The 22242-nt window shown below is 43.7% G+C and carries 24 protein-coding genes; 1 reads left to right on the top strand and 23 read right to left on the bottom strand.

All coding sequences use genetic code 11. The features are described 5' to 3' along the window. Positions 1–114: 114 nt before the first annotated feature. The 23 genes from BLR76_RS04705 to BLR76_RS04595 form a co-directional block, all read right to left on the bottom strand. Entirely contained in the window at positions 115–1029 is a 915-nt protein-coding gene (locus tag BLR76_RS04705; RefSeq protein WP_091266106.1) for a nuclease-related domain-containing protein, read from the bottom strand. Between the two features lie 134 nt (positions 1030–1163). Continuing rightward, positions 1164–2687 (bottom strand): HAMP domain-containing sensor histidine kinase, encoded by a 1524-nt coding sequence (locus BLR76_RS04700; RefSeq protein ID WP_245683033.1) that lies wholly within the window; start codon positions 2685–2687, stop codon positions 1164–1166. Beyond that, positions 2684–3376, bottom strand: a complete 693-nt coding sequence (locus BLR76_RS04695) for a response regulator transcription factor (protein WP_091266104.1) — start codon at positions 3374–3376, stop codon at positions 2684–2686. Before BLR76_RS04695 ends, BLR76_RS04700 begins: the two co-directional genes overlap by 4 nt. Positions 3377–3589: 213 nt before the next feature. Continuing rightward, positions 3590–5029 (bottom strand): NADP-dependent phosphogluconate dehydrogenase, encoded by a 1440-nt coding sequence (gene gndA / locus BLR76_RS04690; protein WP_091266102.1) that lies wholly within the window; start codon positions 5027–5029, stop codon positions 3590–3592. 358 nt (positions 5030–5387) lie between these two features. Further along, positions 5388–7097, bottom strand: a complete 1710-nt coding sequence (gene recN, locus BLR76_RS04685) for a DNA repair protein RecN (RefSeq protein ID WP_091266100.1) — start codon at positions 7095–7097, stop codon at positions 5388–5390. A gap of 27 nt (positions 7098–7124) precedes the next feature. Beyond that, on the bottom strand, positions 7125–7574 hold the full coding sequence (gene argR, locus BLR76_RS04680; RefSeq protein WP_091266098.1) for an arginine repressor: 450 nt from the start codon (positions 7572–7574) through the stop codon (positions 7125–7127). Between the two features lie 144 nt (positions 7575–7718). Then, positions 7719–8522 carry a TlyA family RNA methyltransferase gene (locus BLR76_RS04675; protein ID WP_091266096.1) on the bottom strand — a complete coding sequence of 268 codons (804 nt, stop codon included), beginning with the start codon at positions 8520–8522 and terminating at the stop codon, positions 7719–7721. Between the two features lie 9 nt (positions 8523–8531). Further along, on the bottom strand, positions 8532–9422 hold the full coding sequence (locus BLR76_RS04670) for a polyprenyl synthetase family protein (protein WP_091266093.1): 891 nt from the start codon (positions 9420–9422) through the stop codon (positions 8532–8534). A 104-nt stretch (positions 9423–9526) separates the two neighbouring features. Further along, positions 9527–9742: an exodeoxyribonuclease VII small subunit gene (locus BLR76_RS04665; RefSeq protein ID WP_091266091.1), complete on the bottom strand. Its 216-nt coding sequence runs from the start codon at positions 9740–9742 to the stop codon at positions 9527–9529. 5 nt (positions 9743–9747) lie between these two features. Then, entirely contained in the window at positions 9748–11115 is a 1368-nt protein-coding gene (gene xseA, locus BLR76_RS04660; protein WP_091266089.1) for an exodeoxyribonuclease VII large subunit, read from the bottom strand. A 158-nt stretch (positions 11116–11273) separates the two neighbouring features. Next, positions 11274–11759: a transcription antitermination factor NusB gene (gene nusB, locus BLR76_RS04655; protein ID WP_176759611.1), complete on the bottom strand. Its 486-nt coding sequence runs from the start codon at positions 11757–11759 to the stop codon at positions 11274–11276. Beyond that, positions 11759–12175: an Asp23/Gls24 family envelope stress response protein gene (locus BLR76_RS04650; RefSeq protein ID WP_091266087.1), complete on the bottom strand. Its 417-nt coding sequence runs from the start codon at positions 12173–12175 to the stop codon at positions 11759–11761. The genes nusB and BLR76_RS04650 overlap by 1 nt, the downstream gene beginning before the upstream one ends. Before the next feature lie 34 nt (positions 12176–12209). Continuing rightward, entirely contained in the window at positions 12210–12767 is a 558-nt protein-coding gene (gene efp, locus BLR76_RS04645) for an elongation factor P (protein ID WP_091266085.1), read from the bottom strand. Between the two features lie 466 nt (positions 12768–13233). Next, a complete protein-coding gene (locus tag BLR76_RS04640) occupies positions 13234–14295 on the bottom strand; it encodes a M24 family metallopeptidase (RefSeq protein WP_091266082.1) in 1062 nt (353 codons plus the stop codon). Between the two features lie 212 nt (positions 14296–14507). Further along, complete coding sequence (locus BLR76_RS04635; protein WP_091266080.1) at positions 14508–14981, bottom strand: hypothetical protein; 474 nt, start codon at positions 14979–14981, stop codon at positions 14508–14510. After that, on the bottom strand, positions 14968–15447 hold the full coding sequence (gene comGF / locus BLR76_RS04630) for a competence type IV pilus minor pilin ComGF (RefSeq protein ID WP_176759610.1): 480 nt from the start codon (positions 15445–15447) through the stop codon (positions 14968–14970). Before comGF ends, BLR76_RS04635 begins: the two co-directional genes overlap by 14 nt. After that, the gene (locus BLR76_RS04625) at positions 15404–15730 is read right to left on the bottom strand and encodes a hypothetical protein (protein WP_091266076.1); all 327 of its coding nucleotides are present in this window, start codon (positions 15728–15730) and stop codon (positions 15404–15406) included. Before BLR76_RS04625 ends, comGF begins: the two co-directional genes overlap by 44 nt. Then, positions 15717–16151 carry a competence type IV pilus minor pilin ComGD gene (comGD, locus tag BLR76_RS04620; protein ID WP_091266073.1) on the bottom strand — a complete coding sequence of 145 codons (435 nt, stop codon included), beginning with the start codon at positions 16149–16151 and terminating at the stop codon, positions 15717–15719. Before comGD ends, BLR76_RS04625 begins: the two co-directional genes overlap by 14 nt. A 22-nt stretch (positions 16152–16173) precedes the next feature. Then, positions 16174–16500, bottom strand: coding sequence for a competence type IV pilus major pilin ComGC (gene comGC / locus BLR76_RS04615; RefSeq protein WP_091266071.1), 327 nt, complete (start codon positions 16498–16500; stop codon positions 16174–16176). Between the two features lie 14 nt (positions 16501–16514). Beyond that, complete coding sequence (gene comGB / locus BLR76_RS04610; RefSeq protein WP_091266068.1) at positions 16515–17579, bottom strand: competence type IV pilus assembly protein ComGB; 1065 nt, start codon at positions 17577–17579, stop codon at positions 16515–16517. Further along, positions 17527–18606, bottom strand: coding sequence for a competence type IV pilus ATPase ComGA (gene comGA / locus BLR76_RS04605; RefSeq protein WP_245683031.1), 1080 nt, complete (start codon positions 18604–18606; stop codon positions 17527–17529). The genes comGB and comGA overlap by 53 nt, the downstream gene beginning before the upstream one ends. 114 nt (positions 18607–18720) lie before the next feature. Further along, positions 18721–19446, bottom strand: a complete 726-nt coding sequence (locus BLR76_RS04600) for a YebC/PmpR family DNA-binding transcriptional regulator (RefSeq protein ID WP_091266065.1) — start codon at positions 19444–19446, stop codon at positions 18721–18723. A gap of 115 nt (positions 19447–19561) precedes the next feature. Then, positions 19562–20077: a VanZ family protein gene (locus BLR76_RS04595; RefSeq protein ID WP_091266062.1), complete on the bottom strand. Its 516-nt coding sequence runs from the start codon at positions 20075–20077 to the stop codon at positions 19562–19564. Between the two features lie 105 nt (positions 20078–20182). On the opposite strand from BLR76_RS04595, the gene BLR76_RS04590 reads away from it, so the two are divergent. Further along, on the top strand, positions 20183–21988 hold the full coding sequence (locus tag BLR76_RS04590) for a M3 family oligoendopeptidase (RefSeq protein WP_091266059.1): 1806 nt from the start codon (positions 20183–20185) through the stop codon (positions 21986–21988). Positions 21989–22242 lie beyond the last annotated feature (254 nt).

Here is a 22242-nt window from a genome sequence, read left to right as displayed (position 1 = left end):
GACGCGGTCGCAACTCGGTTGGCTGCTCCCGACATCTTTCGACCAACTCAATGCCGCGATCATTCTTCATCCAATCATTAAAGCTTGTCCGGTTCTTCGAAATACCCAATTAGTTCAAAGATAATATACACCCTGACTTTTTCCCTGTTGCTTATAATGGGTGTTTAGAGCCCGTCTGATTGACTTGGCAGGCAATGCCCCATTCAGCCATTCACTGACACTTTTGGTAGTAATCTTCATCTCCGGGAACAGAAGCTTCATTTCTTCAACGTTGCCAATAATATTATTCAATCTATCTGTTTTCATTCCACATGCTTTGCAGACACAGCTGCGTTGTGAATATATAAGTGTAAAACTTTTACAATGTGTACAAGTTGGTCCTTTAAGCAGGTCTTCCCAGGCGTATGTGGGAAGATTCAGCTCAAACGGTACATTCTGTTTGTGATTATCCAGCAATCTGTTTGCGAGCTGACGTAGTTTGGGGTTTCGGCTGACCTCCTGATCACCAAGTTTTCTCAGCAGTTCATTTATTTGGGATGGCAAGCAGACGCTGTCATCAGATCCGACACGGTAAAGTGTAAATTCAGGATTGATAAAAACCAGATACTTCACTACGTTGACAGAGTAATTCCACGATTTCATCAGCTGGGCAAAAAGAGTAGCGGTTCTCTCGAGCTGGTTATTTGGACTTACAATAGTGTATCCACGTTTACTGATGTACTTCCCTGCTTCATACCGATACTCTCCTTTGTAGTTCTTTACTTCAAATATATAGACACTGTTATTCATCAGAATGAGTGAATCAATCTGTATCGATGAGCCATTTACCGATAGCAGGAGATCGTTCAGAATAAGTATGTCTTTATTTAACCTAGTCTGAACCAAGTTATCAAATGTGATTTCACCCTCCAGACCTGTTTTTAAATGGCTGTATTTGCTGAGTTCGTCTTTACTTAATGATAATCGGCTGTTCAGTGACTCATAGCCCTTCAACTGTGTTGACTTTTCCCTGGATTTCAAAACTAACATGTGATCCCTCCTTACATATACTATTATCTTTTCAGGGAAAAACTCACGAAAATAAACACCACTTCATAGCTAGTCTCACTTGCTTGAAACAAAAAAAAGGCCTGGCTGATTGCCGGGCCTTTCCCAATTTCTAATTATTTATCTGAATCCCTGTCCGATTGCTTATCTTCCAGCTTAGGCAGTTCTATTCTGAAGATGGACCCATGTTCGAGAACACTTTCAGCCCAAATCTTGCCATGATAGCCTTCAATCAGCTGTTTGGCGATAGACAGTCCCAGTCCGTTTCCGCCTTTATGACGGCTGCGGGCCTTGTCTACCCGGTAGAATCGGTTGAAGATTTTAACGGTATCTTCCTGAGTCATTCCTTCACCATAGTCCTGAATGGCGATCTGAACATTTCTGCCGTGTTCCGAGACACTTAAATGCACCTCATGACGGTCAGTCGAATACTTGACTGCATTGTCCAGAAGAATGATAAGAATCTGTTCCAGATGATTACGGTAGATGTTGACATATACTTCTTTTTCAAGATCATCATCAAGAATGAAATAGAAGTCAGGATGAACCAGCTTGAAGTTATTAAATGTTTGATTAATGATTTCTCTGACGGGTGTCCGTTCATTTTTATAATGAATTTCCACCTGTTCTGCGCGGGACAAGTCCAGCATTTCCTGCACCAGACTCTTCATCCGGCCGATTTCCTGCAGGGAGGCATCCAGTGATTCTTCAAGAACAACTGGGTCATCTTTCCCCCAGCGGTTGAGCAGTTTCATATGCCCTTCCACCACAGCGACGGGTGTTCTAAGTTCATGAGAGACATCTTCTACAAACTGCTTCTGGTGTTCAATGTTCCGCTGCATTCTATCCAGCATGGCGTTGTGTGCGTTGGCGAGTTCAGTCAGTTCATCATTTCCGTCTCCAACATCGATGCGTTCTTCGGATTCCGGATTTTTTTCAATGATGTGCATCGCTTCGGTCAGTCGACGGATCGGCTGAAGGAATGAGATGGCTATGATGTAACCGATGACTCCACTGAACAGTAGGGCAATGATTCCTGTCAAAAGGATCGCTCCCAAAACACTTCTGAACAGCTGATGATAGGATGATAGTGTATTGATCACCTGAACATAACCGATCAAGTCATTATTCAAAAAAGAATAGACCGGGGTCACAGCTGACAGCGCTTTTCCATGAGGTCCTTCAGGTATTGTCTGTATCTGTAAGGTCTCAAGTGGTTCAAATCCGATATCTACCGAATTCGTTTCATACAAAAGTTCTTCATCCTGGCTGAACACACGAATGACGATGCTGCCCTGGCTTGCTCTCAGCGGAGTACTTCTCTGATTCTGGGTTTCTTCCATTATCGGCATCTCGGGAGTAAGATACAGCTCCTGCTGATCCAGTGTTTCTTCTACATCTTCTTCAGTCAACTCATAAAAATGCTGCCCGAAACGTTCGGTAAGGATAAATACCACATTTCTGACAGCCTGCTGTTCATTTTCGATCATGATCTGCTGGAACGTAATGAATAGAATCGTTGAAAAAATCGTATAGGTAAGAAATAGTGCAATTGCAGCCCCGATCGTCCACTTCCATCTCAGAGAAATACGCTTCTGCTGGTTTACTGCTGTCGTATCGATAGCTGCCTGCTGTTTCACGTGCGCATCACGTATCCAGTTCCTCTAACAGTCTGAATGTAACTTTCCTTGCCAGCTACATCGATCTTGTTACGAAGATATCTGATGTAGACGTCGACAACATTCGTTTCGACTTCTGTTTCGTAGCCCCATACTTTATTAAGCAGGACTTCACGAGACAGAACGACGTTGACATTCTCCATAAGTTCCACAAGCAGTTCGTACTCTCTTTTAGTCAGCTCGATGACTTCATCGCCACGCTTGACGACGCGGTTTTCCTTCTCGACAGTAATGTCCCTATAAGTGATGGTTGTCTGACGGCTGACGTTTTCTTCAGTTTCAATTTCGATTCGACGAAGCAGTGCACGCATGCGGGCAAGCAGTTCTTCGATCGCAAACGGTTTGACGACATAGTCATCAGCACCGTGATCGAAACCTGATACACGGTCAATAACTGAATCGCGGGCAGTCATCATGATGATCGGCACATTGCTAACTTGTCTTATGCGACGAGCCACATCTATGCCGTTCAGTTCAGGAAGCATCAGGTCAAGAAGAATGATATCCCAGCTTTCCTCTTCATCCAGTGCCGCTTCCAGTCCTGAACGTCCATCGAATCGTACTTCTGCCCTAAACCCTTCATGGTTCAGTTCAAGTTCGACGAATCTGGCCAGATTCTTCTCGTCCTCAATGATCAAAATATTTGCCAATGTTTTCACTCCTAGCTTAATTTACCTGTTTCATTTTGTTTACGGGTGATCCCCTTCAGTTCCTGTCACAAGGCTTCTTTAGTGTAACACAGTTTCTCATTCAAGGGAACGAAAGAAATCGTCTATTAAAGCTATTATAACAGTAAAATAGCAGGTTTTCTAATTGAAAACCTACTATCTTCATACTATTTTTTAATCAATGACACAATTGGCTTAATCCCAGCTTTCTTCGCCTTCGTTTCCATACCAGTCGAAGTGGAACCTGCCTTCTTTATCGACGCGTTCATAGGTATGCGCTCCAAAGTAATCACGTTGTGCCTGAATAATGTTTGCAGGCAGACGTTCTGAACGGTAAGAATCGTAATAAGCGATCGCTGATGAGAATGCCGGCACAGGAACACCTGCCTGAACAGAAAGTCCGACCAGATCTCTTACTGACTGCTGATAACGCTCAGTGATATCCATGAAGTAGTCATCCAGCACAAGGTTTTTCAGCTGTGGTTCACGCTCATATGCTTCAGTGATTTTCTGAAGGAAACGCGCTCTGATGATACAGCCAGCTCTGAAGATTTTTGCAATGTCACCATATTTCAGGTTCCAGTTGTACTCTTTTGAAGCAGTTCCCATTTGTGCAAATCCTTGAGCGTAACTCATGATTTTACTGAAGTACAAAGCTTCTCTGATTTTTTCGATGACTTCTTTCTTGTCACCTTCGAAGGCTTTCATTTCCGGCTTAGGCAGAACTTTGCTCGCTGCTACACGTTCGTCTTTCAGTGCAGAGATGTAGCGGGCAAAAACTGATTCTGTGATCAGTGGGAGAGGCAGTCCCAGGTCAAGCGCACTCTGCGACGTCCATTTTCCTGTTCCTTTGTTTCCGGCACGGTCAAGAATGATATCGATCATGTGCTTGCCTGTTTCCGGATCTTTTTTAGTTAACGCATCTGCTGTGATTTCGATCAGGAAGCTGTCCAGTTCACCAGTATTCCATTCCTTGAATACATCAGCAATTTCTTCATTTGACAAGCCGACAACGTCTTTCAAAATGTGATAAGACTCAGCAATCAGCTGCATATCGCCGTATTCGATGCCGTTATGGACCATTTTCACGTAGTGTCCCGCTCCATCTGGACCAATGTATGTGACACATGGCTCTCCATCAGCAGGTGCTTTAGCAGCAATCTGTTCCAGGATCGGCGCTACAAGATCATAAGCTTCCTTCTGACCACCTGGCATGATCGCTGGTCCTTTCAGAGCACCTTCTTCTCCACCGGACACGCCAGTTCCGATAAAGTTGATGCCTGAATCAGCAAGCTCCTTGCTGCGGCGGATCGTATCCTGATAGAATGTGTTCCCTCCATCGATCAGAATATCTCCTTTATCCAAGTGAGGTAGCAGCTGTTTGATGACAGCATCTGTCCCTTTCCCTGCCTGTACCATTAAAACGATTTTTCTAGGTACTTCCAGAGAGTCGACAAATTCTTCCAATTCATATGTTGCAGTCAGATTCTTGCCGGGGTTCTCTTCGATGACCCCATCTGTTTTTGATCTTGTACGGTTATAAATAGACACGGAGTAGCCTCTGCTTTCAATATTCAAAGCTAGATTCTTACCCATAACAGCCATACCGATAACGCCGACTTGCTGTTTACTCATAGTAAATCTCCTCTCATTTTTGATGCAGCTGACCGCTCAAAAAAGTCAGACCTGCATATCTTACTCGTAATTATATTATCAAAATTTGAACACTTTTGAAACTCTCTAATAAAGACTTGCATTATGACAGCACTTTAAGTACACTAATAGCTGAAAGTTCTCAGGAAAGTTGGTGTACACTTATGCCTAAGAAACGAAGAGAAAAAGAATCAACAAGCACTGCTTCTAAAATCATTATTTGGGTGCTGGTCCTGTCGATGGCTATTCCTGCATTTGCTTCGATTTTAAGTGTGATTCTATAATATAATTGACAAAAACCCTCTTGGCCCCCTTATTCAGTGGTGCAAAGAGGGGTTTTTTATACCTGCTTTTTCTTTTTATCAGCCAATTTCAGTAATTCCTGAGCAGTTTCAATAGTCAGTTGCGTTAGTTCCTCACCTGAAAGCATACGGGCAATTTCTTCTGTCCGTTCTTTCTCGGCCAGCTGTTCAACATAGGTGGTCGTCCGGTCGTTAGCCACTTCTTTTCGTATATACAAGTGCTGATCTGCCCGCGCTGCAACTTGAGGCAGATGAGTGATGCATAAGACTTGAGAATGGTAGGCCACTGAGTAAATCTTGTCTGCTATGGCCTGAGCCACTCTTCCACTGACACCAGTATCTACTTCATCAAAAATAATGCTTGTAATGCCTTGCGACCTGGAGAAGATAGTTTTCATTGCCAACATCATACGAGAGAGTTCTCCTCCAGATGCGACACGCGCAAGTGGTTTCAAGGGTTCCCCTGGGTTAGTTGCTACAAAAAATTCGATTTTGTCCTGGCCTTGGGCGGATAAGACAGAATCAGCAGTACCCTGATCTGATCCTTCTTTGAAATTAACTGAAAACTGGACTTTTTCCATGTACAGTTCTTTCAGCTGTTCAAGAATGGCTACTTCCAGCCTTTCAGCAGTGTCTTTTCTGATTTTTGTCAAGTCTCCAGCCAGACTTACAGCCCGTTCCCTCAACTGAGTTGTCTTCTTGCTGAGCATATCCACTTGTTCTTCCCGGTTTTCAAGCTTTTCCAGTTCACTGACAGCTTCTTCGTAATGGGTCAGAATCGATTCAACAGTATGCCCATATTTCCGTTTAAGCTGCTGAATGAGGTTGAGACGTTCTTCGATCTCGTTAAGGCGTTCTTCGTCATATTCAAGATGATCCATTTCAGAATATAAGTCGCTGGATACTTCCTGAAGCTGGAAGAATGCAGCAGAAAGTGTTTCAGATATCTGTCTGAATTTATCATCCATATCCGAAATGCTTTCCATTTTCTCCATTGCCTGTCCGATTAGATCCAGTCCGCTTATCTCTTCTCCTTGAAGAATGGTATAACTTGAGGACAGGGCTTCGACAATCGACTGATGGTTCGCAAGCTTCTGTTCCTCTTCTTTAAGCTCTTCTTCTTCATTGAGGTGAAGATCGGCAGCTTTGATTTCTTCTACCTGATATTTCAGAATATCGATACGCTGCACAAGCTCCTGTTCATTGATTTCCCATTCTCTGCGTTCTTTTTCAAGATGCCTGTATTCACTGAATACTGACTGGTATTCTTTTTTCAGCCGATCCAGTTCACTCGGTCCGTAATAATCCAGCAGATGAATATGGTTATCAGACACCATCAGCTCCTGGTGCTCGTTCTGACCATGGATGTCGATCAGCTGAGAACCCACTTCTTTCAGCACAGCAATGGTGACGATACTACCATTAATTCGGCAGACATTGCGCCCAGAGGCAAATATTTCTCTTTGGATCAGCAACGTGGCTTCTTCTTCATCAATCGCGTTTTCTTCCAGAAGCGCAGTCAACGTCTCCGTCTTCTGATAGGAGAACTGGCCTTCCAGAACACATTTCTTTGATCCGTACCGGACAAATTCGCTGGATCCTCTACCACCTGCCAGGAGACCGACCGCATCGATAATGATTGATTTTCCTGCGCCAGTTTCACCTGTCAGGACAGTCATGCCAGTTCTGAAGTCCAGTGACAGATCCTGAATAATTGCAAAATCTTTAATTTTTAACGATTCTAGCAAAGATAAACCTCCTGTTCATCAGATCAATTAAATGAAGGAAATAATTCTTCTCTGGAAACGTTCAGCACTGTCCTCATCCCGACAAATTATCAGGACAGTATCATCACCAGATATGCATCCGAACACTTCCTGGTATTTCGCTGTCTCGATCAATGTACCCAAAGCAAATGCATTACCCGGTAACGTCTTGATCAGAACAAATTCTTTTTGAGTGTCGATTGAAACGAAGGCATCTTTCATCAGTCTTGCCAGTTTCTTGGAAATGTTATAATTCATTTCTGGAGGCAGGTTGTACTGATAGCCACCTTCTTGAGCAGGTACTTTGATAAGTTGAAGTTCCTTAATGTCTCTCGAAATCGTCGCCTGAGTAATATCGATTCCGCGTTTTTTCAGGATATCGACGAAGTCTTCCTGTTTCTGAATAACCTCCTGTTGCACCAGTTCCCGTAATAGTTGATGTCTCTCTTTTTTCTTCACTTCATTCACTCCTATGCCCTTGCGAACTAAATAACACAGTATATTTATACATTATATTCAGTTTAAGTATACATCATTTCTAACTGAGTGCCAAGAAAAGAACTTATCATCTTTTATTAAATTATATGCATACTTTTTAAGTGTTCAGGAAAACAACGAGTCAGTAATAAGTTTCTGCAACCAGTAATCAAGCGATTTATCCTTCGCAGACCGATTCTTTATATACGCTAAATATTCTTTGTTCCCTTTGCCACCCTTAATAGGTGAAGGGATAATCCCTTCTGTAGTCATACCTAATTCATACAGAAATGAAATGATAGTATGAATGACATATCTGTGGACTTCGGGGTCAGTAATGATGCCACGTTCACCCACATCTTCTCTTCTAGCTTCAAACTGTGGTTTGATCAGAGCTATGACTGTACCATCTTCAGCAAGAATATCTTTCAATACAGGAAAAATTTTCTCTAAGGAGATGAACGAGACATCGATCGTTGCGGCAGTGGGTTGTCCCTGGGTAAAGTCTTCAGGTCGGCAGGTTCTGAAGTTGGTCTGTTCCATAACACTGACACGCTCATCGATCCTAAGTTTCCAGGCAAGCTGATTCGTTCCTACGTCCAGAGCGTAGACCAGTCGGGCACCGTTTTGCAAGGAGACATCAGTAAAGCCGCCCGTTGATGCGCCGATATCTAGTACAATCTGATCAGTCAGGTCAATTTTAAAGTAGTCCAGAGCGCGCTCAAGTTTCTTGCCCCCCCGGCTGACATACAGCTGTTCAGCGCCTTTGACATAGACAAGCGTATCTCCAAGCCACTTTTCGCCAGAAGTAAAAATCTGTTCTTCCTTGCTTGTATAAACTTTACCCGACATAATAAGTCGTTTCGCTTTTTCACGATCTTCTGCCCAACCCTGACGGATCAGCAGGTCATCTGCACGTTCTTTTTTCATGTCCTCACCTCAAGACAATGCTTCGATTTCTAATGAGCGAATGAAGGATGCCAGCAGTTCGTCGTCATAAACAGCCTCACGCTCTTTAATCTGGCTGTTCAATGTCAGTGCTTTTTCAAGCTTCTCCCTAAACAGATCATTTGCCTCTTCAAGCCCTAGTAATGCCGGGTAGGTACTCTTTCCTAATCTGGCATCCGCTCCAGTCCGCTTACCTAAATCTTTTTCATCCCCTTGAACATCCAGGATATCATCTCTCACCTGATAAGCCAGTCCTAAAGTATAGGCCATTTCTTCAAGATCAGTAACTGTTTCATTTTTCACATCTGCAAGAAGTCCTCCGGCGTAGAAAGCAAAACGGATAAGCTTGCCTGTTTTTCTTGCATGGATCGACTCCAGTTCTTCAAGCGTCAAGGTAGTATGTTCCCCGTTCATATCCGCCTGCTGTCCGCCAACCATCCCTTCGTGACCTGCATCTTGAGATAAAGATCTGATCAGTTTAAGCTTGATGGCATCGTCCGCTGCTCCATGCGTCATCAGTTCAAAGGCCTTGGTCAGCAGTGCATCTCCTGCAAGGATAGCAGTCGCTTCGGAATATTCTATGTGGTTTGTCGGTTTCCCTCTTCTAAGGTCATCATCATCCATTGCTGGAAGATCATCATGGATCAGTGAGTAGGTGTGGATCATCTCAAGTGCTGCCCCATATGGGAAAGCCTGCTCGACCGGTTTGTTGAATGCTTTGAGAACAGCGAAAAGAATCAGTGGCCTCAGGCGTTTACCTCCAGCTTCAAGGGAGTAGCGCATGGATGCTTCCAGCTGAGTTCTGCTACTGTCCGGGACAGCCTCCCTCATATACTGTTCGAATGGGTATTTAAAATCTTTAACGAATGTCTGAAAATTCATTTGATACTCCTTTAATCTTTTAGTAATCGACTACTCACGATTCATCGTGTCATTGTATCTTCAATAACCCTAAGTTTCATGTCATCTGATTTATCAGTCTTTTATCAGTTATCGGCAGTATCTTCGCTGCTATCTTCATTGACCATACGTGTAACTGTTTTTTCTGCATCCTCTATAATGCGTTTGCAGTATCGGCTCAGATTGATTCCTTCCTGAAACTGATCGAGTGCTTCTTCAAGTGGGACATCCCCCTGCTCCAGCTTCTGAACAATTCCTTCAAGATCCTTCATTGCATCATCAAACGTTTTTTCTTTATCCACTGCTTCTACTCCTCGCTGCTTTTATTTATAAGCGTGTCTTTACTGATTCCAGTTATATTCGCTTTGACTGTTCCGTCTGAAATGGTAACATCCAGTGACTCATTTATATTAATCTGTTCAGTTGACTTGATAATAGTCTTATTTTGTCTGGCGACTGCGAATCCTCTTCCGAGAATATTTAGTGGGGAAAGAAGATCCAGCGACTGAATAAGATGATCCACTTGTCTTGACTTGTTTTCGACAGCTTGCCTTGATACTGTATATAGCTGCTTTTCAAGTCTCTCATTATCAATTTTAGCTTGTCTGATTCGGGACATAGGATTGTAGGCACGCACTTGCTGATTCAGCATATCCCTCTTCTGACGTGCCGACTGAAGCCTCTGATCCGTGCTTCTGATCAGCTGATCCGTGAGCTGGTCAAGATTCTGGCTGTATCCATCATACAACCGCTCGGGCTGCCTGAATATATACGATTGCTCCATTCGTTTTACCCGCTCTTTTTCCTGACGAATAAGTGTCTGCATCGCCTGGACTAGTCTCTGTCTTGTCAGATCGATTTTACCTATTTCTTCCGTCAATACAGGTACCGCCAGTTCAGCTGCTGCAGTTGGTGTCGCAGCTCTGACGTCTGCGGCAAGATCTGCAAGTGTCGTATCCGTTTCATGTCCAACTGATGATATGACTGGTGTCTTCGCATGAGCAATTGCCAGTGCCACTTTTTCTTCATTAAATGGAAACAGGTCTTCAAACGATCCGCCTCCCCGGGCGACAATGATCGTATCGAAATCGCCCGTCCTGTCCGCCTTCTTAATGCTTTTTACGATCGAATCGGCGGCTTTGTCTCCTTGAACTAAAGTAGGGTAAAGAGTGAGTTCAACTATAGGAAATCGTCTTTCTATAGTTGTCTGAATATCTCTGATTACTGCTCCGCTCGGACTGGTTACCACAGCAATTCTTTTAGGAAAGCGAATCAGGGGCTGTTTGCGTGATGCATCGAACCAGCCTTCTTTGGTCAGTTTCTTTTTAGTCTTTTCATAAGCTGCATAGAGCTGTCCAAGTCCTTCTGGTTCAATGTGTTCAATATAGAGCTGGTAAGTCCCGTTCTTTTCATAAACAGACAAGCGACCTACAGCCATAACACTCATGCCTTCTTCCAGTTCGACGTTCAGTTTTCTGGCTTCCCGCTGAAACAGGACCACTGACAGTTTGGCATCTTTATCTTTAATGCTGAAATACTGATGAGAATTCCTGCGGTGAGGATTGTAATTCGAAATCTCTCCCTTAACAAAAATACGTTCAAGATAAGGATCGTAATCAAATTTTCTTTTTACATATGTCGTCAGCTGGGAGACAGTAAGGTAGTCTTCACTCATAGCAAACTCCTTTCTAAAGTTCTGATGCTGGATGAAAATAAAAAGAGCAAAAAAATAGAATGTGGTCTACACTCTATTTCCCCGCCCTCTCTTGCTGTCTGCGTCACATTTCATTTCTTCATATCCCGAACTGGCGGATATCTGACAGAAAAAAGTGCTCAAACTTTATTCTCATCTGCAATGCTCTGCAGGACACCATTTATGAATTTACTTGCCTTTTCATCATTGAATGTCTTAGCCAGCTCGATCGCTTCATTCATGACGATACGCTTATCCGTCTCTGCTTCAAAAAGCAGTTCATATGCAGCCAGTTCAAGCAGCAGCCTGTTGGTACGTTCAAGACGATTCAAAGACCAGTTTTTTAGATGTCTGGTGATTGTCTCATCGATCACTTCTTTGTTATCTCTTGTACCGACAACCAGTCTTCTGAGATAATGCAGCGCATCAGTCACGATTTGCTGAGTATTCTTTTCCTCAGGCAACGCATCTTTCATAGCCTCTTCGATCGTACGCCCCTCATCAAAAGACAAGGTACTTTCCAATGCCAGTCGAATGGCCTGATCAGCGGTCAGTTCATCATGTGTGGATAACTGGAAAAGAGACTGAAAGGCTTTTTCCCTTATCACACGCCTTACAGTAGTCACTATTTTTCATCTTCTTCCGTATCCAGATCGAACAATTCCTGGATTGTAGTTTTTTCAGGTACAATATCTGCAATATGAATGTTCACTTCAGCAAGTGAAATATCGGTCATATGCAGCACTTGTTCGCGTACTCGCTGCTGAATGGTCTGAGCTACGACAGGCACATTCACGCCAAATTTGAAGTAGCAGTATATATCTACTTTCAGCCCGTCTTCATCTGTATTCAAATGAACACCTTTTTTATGATTGGCTTTGCCGAAAACATTTTTCATTGATTTAGAGAAGCGGCCTTGCATGGCATAGACGCCATCCACTTCGTTGGCAGCAATACCGGCAATGACTTCCAGTACTTCAGGAGCCACTTCGATTTCACCTAGTAGATTTGTTCTATTTGTATCGACTATTCTTTCACTCATCACTCTTCCTCCTTTTACTGAATCGATATAATGATTAAGCTCGGGAAACGTAGCTTCCTTCATCTGTGTTGATGACCAGCATGTCATCAACGTTGACGAATAAAGGTACAGTTACAACTGCCCCAGTTTCAAGTGTTGCAGACTTGGATCCTCCGCCTGTTGTGTCGCCTCTGATTCCAGGCTCTGTTTCTACCACTTTCAGCTCGACTTTTTTAGGAAGTTCAACACCAAGGACTTCATGGCCGTACATCATGATTTCGACTTCCATATTTTCTTTCATGAATTTCAGTTCATCTTCAATACGTTCGCCAGGAATTTCAAGTTGTTCATATGTCTGAGTATCCATGAAGACGTGGTTTCCACCATTCTCATAAAGATACTGCATCTCTTTCGTTTCGATATGAGCGGTTTCCATCTTTTCGCCAGCACGGAATGTTTTATCCTGAATTGCACCGGTTCTCAGATTTTTAAGTTTAGAACGGACAAATGCCGCACCTTTTCCTGGTTTTACGTGCTGGAAGTCCATGATTCTCCAGATGCTTCCATCGTATTCAATCGTCAGACCTGTTTTAAATTCACTTGTTGAAATCATTACCTGTTTTCCTCCTAATTTAAAATACGGCATAAATAAAACGTATTTTAATTCTCTCTTTATTGTAACATGATGTGAACTACCCACCACTTAAATCCTTTGGATTTTGAAGTGGGAGCTTCCTACGAACTCCATTCTTGTTTGCACAAAATTCATGCAGACAGAGGAATCGGATATGGGTAGGCTCAAAAGGCAGTCCCTGCCTTATAGGTTTTCTTTTCCTTGGCTAATGCCAAGGAATACTTAGTAGGCTTGGTTATCGCCTAAGTATAGACTTGATTTTCGTCTACACAAGAAGTATACCAAATGAAACGGAAGTTCGCGACTTCAAGCTATCGCTTGACCGACATTCATCTCCCACTTTCACTGGTGCTTCGTACCCATACGTTTAGAAGTGGGAGACTTCTTTCGGAATTACGTTAAAGCGAAAACCTATTTGAAATCACTACTCTTCACAAGGCTTTCCTTAAAGCTGAATCAGTTCTTTTGATACGCTCATAAGGTTTCTGCTGCCACTATCAGTGACGACCAGATCATCTTCGATTCTAACGCCACCAAGTCCAGGAATATAGATCCCAGGTTCGTTTGTGATGACATTTCCGCTGACCAGTACATTTTCATTCTTGAAATTGATTCCAGGGCCTTCATGCACTTCAAGTCCGATCCCGTGTCCAGTTGAGTGCCCGAACGCTTTACCATACCCTTTTTCTGTAATATAATCCCTGGCTACAGCGTCCAGATCCTTACCAGTGATTCCAGCCCTGATCTGCTCTGTTACTTTCTGATTTGCGTCGAGAACGATCTGATGAATCTTCTTCAGCTCTACTCCAGGGTCACCTAATGCAAATGTACGAGTCATATCTGATACATATCCGTTATAGTAGCACCCGAAATCGATCGTGATCATGTCCCCCTGTTCGATAACCTTATCACTCGCTACTCCGTGTGGCATTGCAGAACGCTTTCCGCTGGCCACGATCGTATCGAATGATACTCCACTGGCACCTTCTTCTCTCATCAGAAAATCCAGTTTATTGGCTACTTCTATCTCTGTCACGCCAGGTTTGATGAAATGAAGGATTTCTTCGAAGGCGTATTCAGTGATCTTAATTGCTTTCTGTATTGTTTCAATTTCGCTTTCTTCCTTGATTTCTCTTAAGGACTCGATAAGGCCGCTTACAGGAGTCAGCCTGCATTCTACAAGTGAATTCAGCAGTTCGTAATTTGAAAAAGTCATGAAATTTGTCTCGAATCCAAGGTTGGAAATCGATTCTTTTTCAACTAATGCTTTGACTTCATCAAAAATCGGTCCAGTGTTCTGGATGATTTCGTACCCTTCTGCCTGCTCAGCAGCCTGTTCAGTATAGCGGAAGTCGGTGACAAAGTAGGCTTTGTCGTGAGTGATGACACCCAGTCCAGTTGTTCCCGTAAAGTTGGAGACATAGCGGAGATTAAACGGACTCGTAACCAGCAGTGCATCAAGCTCCTGTTTCTTCAGTTCTGTTTGAATGGCTTTTACTCGTAACATTTCAACACCCAATTCTATAATTTATCGTACAGCTCTTCGTTCATCTGTTTTATTATAGCAAAGCTGAATTAAAAAAGAAACGAATGGGCAGCCATTGTACATCCGGTTCCCAGCACCTATATTCAGGACAGCTGAACAGCGAAAAGCATCAGCAGGCTCTCTTCAGTCTGGCCCACTGATGCTCAAATCAATTTATGCTGAGTATCTTTGTTTCATTCATCCTGATGGTCATTTACATTCTTGACTTCTGGTATGGCCTCGGGCTTATCTACCACTGCATCGTCATCAATGTTTTCGTCTGTTTTTAGGGGTGTACTCGGTTCTACAGGCTTCACTGCCAGCTCAATTATTTTCTGACTAGTATGCTGATTGTTCAGTTCTGCCTTGATAAGGAATCGTGTATCGGTGAGTCTGCTCACTGTTGTGCGCCCTGATGAAAACCTCACTTCACTGGGATAAGACTGATCATCATCAAAATCATCTTTTAAAAGAACTTCTGTCATTTCAATCATCGTTCTGGCTTCATAGCTGAGAGCCGTCTGCCTGTACTGGATCATCTGATGCTTGAGGACTGTGATCGATGACAACAATAGGAACGAAGTAAACATGAGCATCATGAGTGCAGACAATAGCGTGCTCCCCTCATCGCTTCGTACAGAATCTGCGAAGCCCTTACTCCAGAACATGATCCACCACCTTCACTATGCCTCTGTATGATTCCAGGTTATCAAAAGTGACCTTTAATATCAGCTGGTCATCTTTCTTTTTGGCTGAGAAGGTGCTGATCCTCATTAGAACAGGATGATGCCCCAGTCCACGGACACTTCTCCTATATAGATTTTTATAGCGATTGTAGGTCACGGGCTCCTCCTGCACTACACCATCCACCACCTTTTTGAAAGTAATCGTCTCACCCTTCACATCCGTGACCACCTTGTCTTTCAGATCCTGTTCAAGATAGTTCAAGAAGAGGTGCCACTCGATCTGTCTGTCATCATTCACCTGTCTTTCAAGTGCTGTAAACTGGCTGAGAGCGAAAGAAAAAAGCAGGACCATAGCACTTATGACCTGGATAGTAACGAGGCATTCGATCAAAGTCAGTCCGTGATCATTTTTTCCATTTGACTGACAGGATTTCCACCATCTGATCACTGATTTTCTCTCCTTTGACTGTGATTCGATTGTCATTTTCAATAACTACGATCAGCTTGCCGTCCACCATCATCGCATTCGACTGATATGTTCTATCCCAGAACTGAGCTGTTTCGTAAAGAACTCTGCTGGTTTCCACGTTTAGTTTTGCTTCTTCTCTGATTACAAAAGTATCCACAAGGAACGGAAGCATGCTGCATACTGCTAGTGTGATCAGACTCAAGCTGATCAGGGCTTCCATAAGGATGAACCCTCCGCTTTTTCTCCATTTACCTGATTTCATATCGGCCACTTCCCAGCTGGAAGGCAAACTCTACAATTCCTTCCGGTGTGCGGAATCTGATGACCTCATGTCCGCTTATATGTCCCGTCCCTCTTGAAAACCTGAATTCAGTCAGATCATTCAATAATGAGATGTGATCCGGCAGAGACAGTTTGTGTTCGATCGGATGCCCCCGTTCACCCGCTACTCTGAATGATATATCTTTAAGTGGACGCCTGAATTCGATGACTGTCCATTTATCATTAAGTATCGCATAGTTCTGCATGAGGGTGACACTCGACTGAAAGGTTTCAAAGAACAGGGCTGTTTCAGATCTTTCTTTGAGTCGACTGAACTGAACAGCAGGTATTGAGATAATAATGGACAGAGCAGTGAGCACCAGTAGTGTTTCGATCAGCGTCATGCCCTCTTCTTTATTCATTGACCACGTCATTATTCACCTGTCAATTAGCTTTTTTCGTCACAATGCCGCCATTCAACTGAAATTCTTTATTGGCCCGATCGGCTTGATTAGGTGTCAGATACTGTTCATTTTCCATTACATCGAAACTTTCAGGGTTTTTCTTTTCTTGTATTTTATACAAATCCACCTGGCTCTGCAGGACTGTTTCGATCGCATCAGTTCCAGTATCGTTTGCTGATTCTTGTCTTTTGGACAGGTTAGGGACGAACAATAACAGGAGCACAGATATGATCAGCAGGACCAGAGACATTTCAATCAGTGTGAAACCATTTTCCTTCTTTAATCTATTGCGTAATCTGTTTATCATTTATTTTTCCTCCTTTAAAATGTATCCATAACAGTAAATGTGGGGAGCAGCAGAGCGGCATAAATCGCAACAATGACTAATGCAACACCTACAAAAACAATGGGTTGGATCAGAGCCATCAGCTGTTCTGTCTTCCGGTCAAAATCCTCTTCACAGCTGTGGGCAAACATTGTCAGTTCATGGCCAAGTTTTCCGGAAAGCTCACCCTGACGAATCACTTCCTTCAGCTCTTCGTTTAAAAAATGATAGGGGGTTAGAGCTTCAGAAAAAGACAGACCCTTAAGCATTTCATTCTCGATTCGCTTCCCTATATCCTTGACCAGCTTCGAGCTCTGCTCTCCTTTCATAATTGTGATGACTTCAAGGAGACTGCAGCTTCCCTTGATCAGCTGGCCCCACTCGTAAGCAAAATACTGGCTCCAGTAAAGCGTGAATAATGTGGAGCGGCTCCATCTGGTGAGTGTATTCAGTTTCTCGACTTCACTTTTCCTGCTGTTCGCTTTTTTAAATATGAGAATTGCTGTTGTGATCAGACCAGCAAACAGTGCCAGGCCCTCGGGTGTCCGGTAGACCAGCATAACAATCAAACGCGTGCTCAACGGCATGACCTCGGACTGGAACGAAGTAATCTGTTCAATATGAGGGATGAGAATGTACCGCATCATAAACAGCATGACTACAATAAAGCCTGTCAGCATCAGCGGGTACTGAATAATGCTAAGTAGCTTTCGTTTGCGCTCTGATCGTTTCATCAGTTGCCGCCCCGCATGCGATATGGCTTCATGTAGGTGTCCATGATACAAAGCAAAGTGAATCTGTGTGCTCACCGATTCGGGAAAGCCGCATCGTCTGACTCCAGCTGACAGTTCTCCTCCTTCAAGTATTTCCTGTCTGATCGTTTCTGCCCATCCCGCCGCTTCCTTTTTTTCGAGTGTTCTCAGGAAGTCCAGTGCCTCTTTCATGGAAAACCCTTCTCCCAGAAGTCTTCCAAGTCGCGACAGAAAGCGACCCTGGAGGTAAAGGACCCTAGTGCTCAGGAATGAGGTAGCGGTCGCAGGTCTGTTTCGAAATATAGCCATAGGCAGTCACCTTTTCCAGTAAATGATTAAATGAACGTGACGCATCTTCACGGGATTTCTTTTCTCCCGACTCCCCCAGACTCCTTTTGAGTGCTTCCCCAGTTCTGACTTCGAATAAAGCGGCACGTTTCTGATCTCTGGGATAATGGGTACAGAAGGTTCGACAGTTTGTTTCACACAAGGGACAGTAAAGTGGAAGCAGCGTCTGAAAAGATATCCCTATCAGTGTCTGCTGGAGCAATGGCCGACTAATTCCCAGTTCCATCAGCCTGGATATGACCCCCGTGCAGTTCTTGGCATGGATCGATGCTACGATCAGGTGACCAGTCAGGGCGCCTCGAATGACCATTCGTGCCGTTTCTTCATCCCTTATTTCTCCAACGATGATAACATCCGGGTGATGTCTGAGAGAACTTTTCAGCAAGTGTTCATATGATACGCCCGCCGTCTCATTGACCTGTGTCTGCAGGAAGGAGACTTCTTCAATCTCAACAGGATCTTCTACTGTAATCACCTGCTGTTTTTCACCTCTTATCCTGTTCTTAACCAGATGATACATCGTAGTCGTCTTGCCTGAGTCAACTGGACCTGAAAAGAGAAGGAGCCCTGATTTTGCATCGGCCAGTTTTTTCAGCTGCTGCCATTCATACTGAAAGAATGTTCCAATGTCTGACACGTCTGTTTCTTTCTGCTTTAAAAGCCTGATCACCAGAGACTCCTGACTCTGATAGTTACTGATCGTGGAGAATCTCAGGTCAATGGCCTTCTTTTCGAGCTGAAACGTCATCGATCCGCTTTGAGGTCGCCTTTTCTCACCGACATCCATATTCGACAAGTATTTAAATAACGATATGAGCCGTCCCCCTTCTTCTCTATCCAGATAGAACTGTTTGTCCATCTGTCCATTCAACCGGAAATAGATATCATAGTGTTTCTGTTCCGGCAGAACATGTATATCACTCGTTCGGTAAGAATCAGCGACTGTCAGAAGATGCTGTGCGAATAATTCGGTATCCAGTTTTACCACCCCTCCATAAAATATTTCTGTCTACTATATATATTGTTCTTTTATCTTAAAAGTGACGAAAAAAAATAGACATTGGACAAATTTTCTGTCCAGTGCCTATTAAGTGAAATTATTTTAAATGTCTGCATTATGGTAAACGTCGCTGACGTCATCATCATCTTCAAGAGCATCGATCAGTTTTTCAAACACACTGACTTTATCCTCAGGAACAGGTACAGTGGTCTGTGGAATCATCGTCAGTTCCGACTGGTCCAGCTCGAAACCTGCTTCTTTCAGTGCGTCCCGTACTTGAGCGAATTCCGTTGCTTCGGTATAGATTTCAAAGACATCGTCGGACGTTTCCAGATCTTCTCCGCCAGCTTCCAGTACGTGCATCAGCATGTCGTCTTCATCGATATCGAGATTTTCTCTGCTGATTGCAATATAGCCTTTGCGGTCGAACATATAGTTGACCGATCCTTTTTCTCCCATCGATCCGCCATTACGGTCGAATGCCACTCGAATATTTGTGCTCGAGCGGTTAAGGTTATCAGTTAGGGCATAAACCAGAACAGCAATTCCGCTTGGTCCGTATCCTTCATACAGCACTTCTTTATAGTCAGCTCCCTGACCTGAATCAGTGGCACGCTTGATTGCGCGGTCGACATTGTCGTTAGGCATATTGTTTGCCTTGGCTTTGTCTACAGCCAGTCTCAGTGCAGCATTCGTATCGGGATCAGTACCGCCATCTTTTGCAGCCTGATAGATTTCTTTTGACAATTTCTGGAAAATCTTTCCTTTTTTTGCATCTTGTGCACCTTTACGATGCTGAATATTTTTCCACTTGGAATGTCCTGCCATTCTATTTCCTCTTTCCTGATCTTAGTGTTTGTCCTTTGTTATTATACCAAAAATCTTTTGTCATTCAAGGCAGTCAGGTTACGCTTTCATTGTCGTCTTTAGTTAGTCCGTTGGATCAGACTTTGACACGCGCTCGCCTTCTGCGTGGTTTAGTGGACAGCAGGCCGGAAATGATCCCAGTCACAGCTCCTGCAGTATCCAGAATGACATCTTCCATCAACGCTGTCCGGTTTGGATGAAAGGACTGTCTTAATTCATCAAATGACGCATAGCCTATCGATAGCATCACAGCCAGCAGTACAGTTAAGTACGGATTGTCCACTCTGTTTCTTAATCCTAAGTACCAGAACAGGCCTAAAAAGAAATAAGAAATGAAATGGGCCCCTTTTCGAATAAAAAATTCAATAAAGCCGACATATCCACTTGCCTCGATACTGACTTCACTGCCTGCATACATGAATGCCATACGCTCCAGCAGCCCTCTGAACGGTTCATTTTCAAACCATTGATTAAGAATTGGCTGGACCGACTGCTCCTGATAGCTCATAGAGGAACTGTAGTACAAAATAGCCATCACAGCAAAGGCAGAAAGAAGATAGATGTTATCTGCAGTACTTGCTTTTTTTCTCATATTTTTACACACCCCATTAGTCAATACTATTATTCTAACTGATGTCCCTTTATATGAAAAGGAAAAAACGATACAATGATACCAAATCAACGAGGGGGAGACTCTATGCAAACACAATTGAACTGGGATATGGAACGGATTTTTAAAGGGGGAAGTGATTCTGAGGAACTGAGTCAGTTTATTGACGGCATCAGAGAGACGATTTCAGAAGCTAAAAAACTGATTATAAACTGGTCGGCTGAGCAGGCCAATTCTCATACTACTGAGCTGCTCGATTTTCTGGACAAGCGCCAGACTGCTTTTGACAACTTATCAGAAGCATCGACATTTTCAAGAGGCATCCTTTCTGCTAATGTTAATGATACCAAGGCGGCCAAACGGGTCAATGAGCTCAGCCGTCTGGGCAGTGAGATGAGCGATGTAGAGACTTTATTTATGAAAAAACTGAAAGCTGTTCCTGAAGATCAATGGACTGAACTGATTGCTCATGAAGGACTTAAACATAGTTCCTTCAACCTGGATGAAAAAAGAGAAAAAGGTAAAAAGCTTTTATCTGAAAAAGAAGAACGCATCATACAGCAGCTCTCACTGGATGGTCTGGAAGGCTTTGGGAACGTCTATCAGTCTTTAGTGAACAGTATTCGTGTGCCGTTTAAAAAAGATGGAGAGTTATCCACACTGTCAGCCGGTCAGGCAGCCAATAAGTTATCAGGGGATCCGGACCCTGCTGTCCGAGAATCTCTGCTTGATAACTGGGAGCTGACCTGGCACGCCAAGGCGCCACTGTTTGCTGATACTTTAAATCATCTGGCAGGGTTCCGACTACAGACCTATGAGCTCAGAGGAGAAGACCATTTCCTTGATCCTGCTCTGGAATACAACCGTCTGAAAAAGGACACCTTGGATATGATGTGGGATACGATTACCGAAAACAAACCTAAAGTGGTAGACTTCCTTAATCGCAAGGCCAAGCTGATGGGCAAAGACAAGCTCAACTGGGCAGACGTGACCGCCCCTATTTCATTAGGAGCTTTCGAGCCTAAATCTTATTCATTTGAAGAAGCTCAGTCTTTCGTCGTCGAGCACTTTGCCTCATTCAGTCAGGAGATGAAAGAACTGGCTGAAACTGCATTCAAGCAAAATTGGGTGGAAGCCGAAGATCGAGATGGTAAGCGTCCTGGCGCCTACTGTTCCAACTTGCCTAAGAGTGGCGAATCCCGCGTGTTCATGACTTTTTCCGGTTCAGCTAACAATGTATCGACACTTGCTCATGAACTGGGCCACGCCTACCATAGTCATGTTATGAGGGATCTACCTCATCTGAACCGTCGCTATGCAATGAATGTAGCGGAAACTGCATCAACATTATGTGAAATGGTTATCTCGAGTGCGACAGTCGAGGCAGCTGAGTCTATTGAAGAAAAAATCGCTCTTCTGGACAGCAAAATCTCACGTGCTGCTGTCATGTTCATGAATATTCATAGCCGTTACCTGTTTGAAACACGTTTTTACGAACAGAGACAGAAGGGGCTGCTTGACGAGAAGGAACTGAGCCAGCTGATGGAAGATGCTCAAAAAGAAGCATTCCAGAACGCGCTAGACACCTATCACCCAATGTTCTGGGCAAGTAAACTGCATTTCCATATTACTGGAGTGCCGTTCTATAACTTCCCGTATACATTCGGTTTCCTGTTCAGCCTGGGGATCTATTCTCATGCGAAGAATCAGGAATCGGCCTTTGAAGATGACTACCGTGAACTGCTTAGAGACACGGCCAGCATGACGACTGAAGATCTGGCTGAAAAACACTTGAACGTCGACTTGACACAACCTGATTTCTGGCAGGCCGCAATTGATGAAGTTTTGGCAGATATCGATGAGTACATGACTCTGACCGACTCCTATATTTAAGTTAGTTGTCAATTTTTATTGATGTCAGATTTGTTTTAGTCTAGCGCATAACTCAGGACAAAGTTCGGTTGACACTCCCACAGCTAAAGCAGTGGGATTCTTAAGTGCTTTGTCGAACGCAGGCCATTTCTGTTTTGTTCAAGCCTTAAGTTTAAGGGTGTGCCATCACCCCTCCCATGGCAGAGCCTATAGCTCCATGGGCACTCATACTGTGACCATATGAGTTAGGTTGTTTGGGCGATATTCAGAGCTCC

It is taken from the genome of Alkalibacterium thalassium (assembly GCF_900101165.1).
Taxonomy (GTDB): domain Bacteria; phylum Bacillota; class Bacilli; order Lactobacillales; family Carnobacteriaceae_A; genus Alkalibacterium; species Alkalibacterium indicireducens.
This window is presented reverse-complemented; position numbering and strand designations above follow the sequence as displayed.

Coding starts and splice junctions, on each gene's coding strand:
- BLR76_RS04705 (WP_091266106.1), bottom strand. CDS start 1,029: ATGTTAGTTTTGAAATCCAGGGAAAAGTCAACACAGTTGAAGGGCTAT.
- gndA (WP_091266102.1), bottom strand. CDS start 5,029: ATGAGTAAACAGCAAGTCGGCGTTATCGGTATGGCTGTTATGGGTAAG.
- BLR76_RS04675 (WP_091266096.1), bottom strand. CDS start 8,522: ATGAAAAAAGAACGTGCAGATGACCTGCTGATCCGTCAGGGTTGGGCA.
- BLR76_RS04670 (WP_091266093.1), bottom strand. CDS start 9,422: ATGAATTTTCAGACATTCGTTAAAGATTTTAAATACCCATTCGAACAG.
- xseA (WP_091266089.1), bottom strand. CDS start 11,115: ATGAGTGAAGACTACCTTACTGTCTCCCAGCTGACGACATATGTAAAA.
- BLR76_RS04650 (WP_091266087.1), bottom strand. CDS start 12,175: ATGAGTGAAAGAATAGTCGATACAAATAGAACAAATCTACTAGGTGAA.
- efp (WP_091266085.1), bottom strand. CDS start 12,767: ATGATTTCAACAAGTGAATTTAAAACAGGTCTGACGATTGAATACGAT.
- BLR76_RS04640 (WP_091266082.1), bottom strand. CDS start 14,295: ATGTTACGAGTAAAAGCCATTCAAACAGAACTGAAGAAACAGGAGCTT.
- BLR76_RS04635 (WP_091266080.1), bottom strand. CDS start 14,981: ATGTTCTGGAGTAAGGGCTTCGCAGATTCTGTACGAAGCGATGAGGGG.
- BLR76_RS04625 (WP_091266076.1), bottom strand. CDS start 15,730: ATGAAATCAGGTAAATGGAGAAAAAGCGGAGGGTTCATCCTTATGGAA.
- comGD (WP_091266073.1), bottom strand. CDS start 16,151: ATGAATAAAGAAGAGGGCATGACGCTGATCGAAACACTACTGGTGCTC.
- comGC (WP_091266071.1), bottom strand. CDS start 16,500: ATGATAAACAGATTACGCAATAGATTAAAGAAGGAAAATGGTTTCACA.
- comGB (WP_091266068.1), bottom strand. CDS start 17,579: ATGGCTATATTTCGAAACAGACCTGCGACCGCTACCTCATTCCTGAGC.
- BLR76_RS04600 (WP_091266065.1), bottom strand. CDS start 19,446: ATGGCAGGACATTCCAAGTGGAAAAATATTCAGCATCGTAAAGGTGCA.
- BLR76_RS04595 (WP_091266062.1), bottom strand. CDS start 20,077: ATGAGAAAAAAAGCAAGTACTGCAGATAACATCTATCTTCTTTCTGCC.
- BLR76_RS04590 (WP_091266059.1), top strand. CDS start 20,183: ATGCAAACACAATTGAACTGGGATATGGAACGGATTTTTAAAGGGGGA.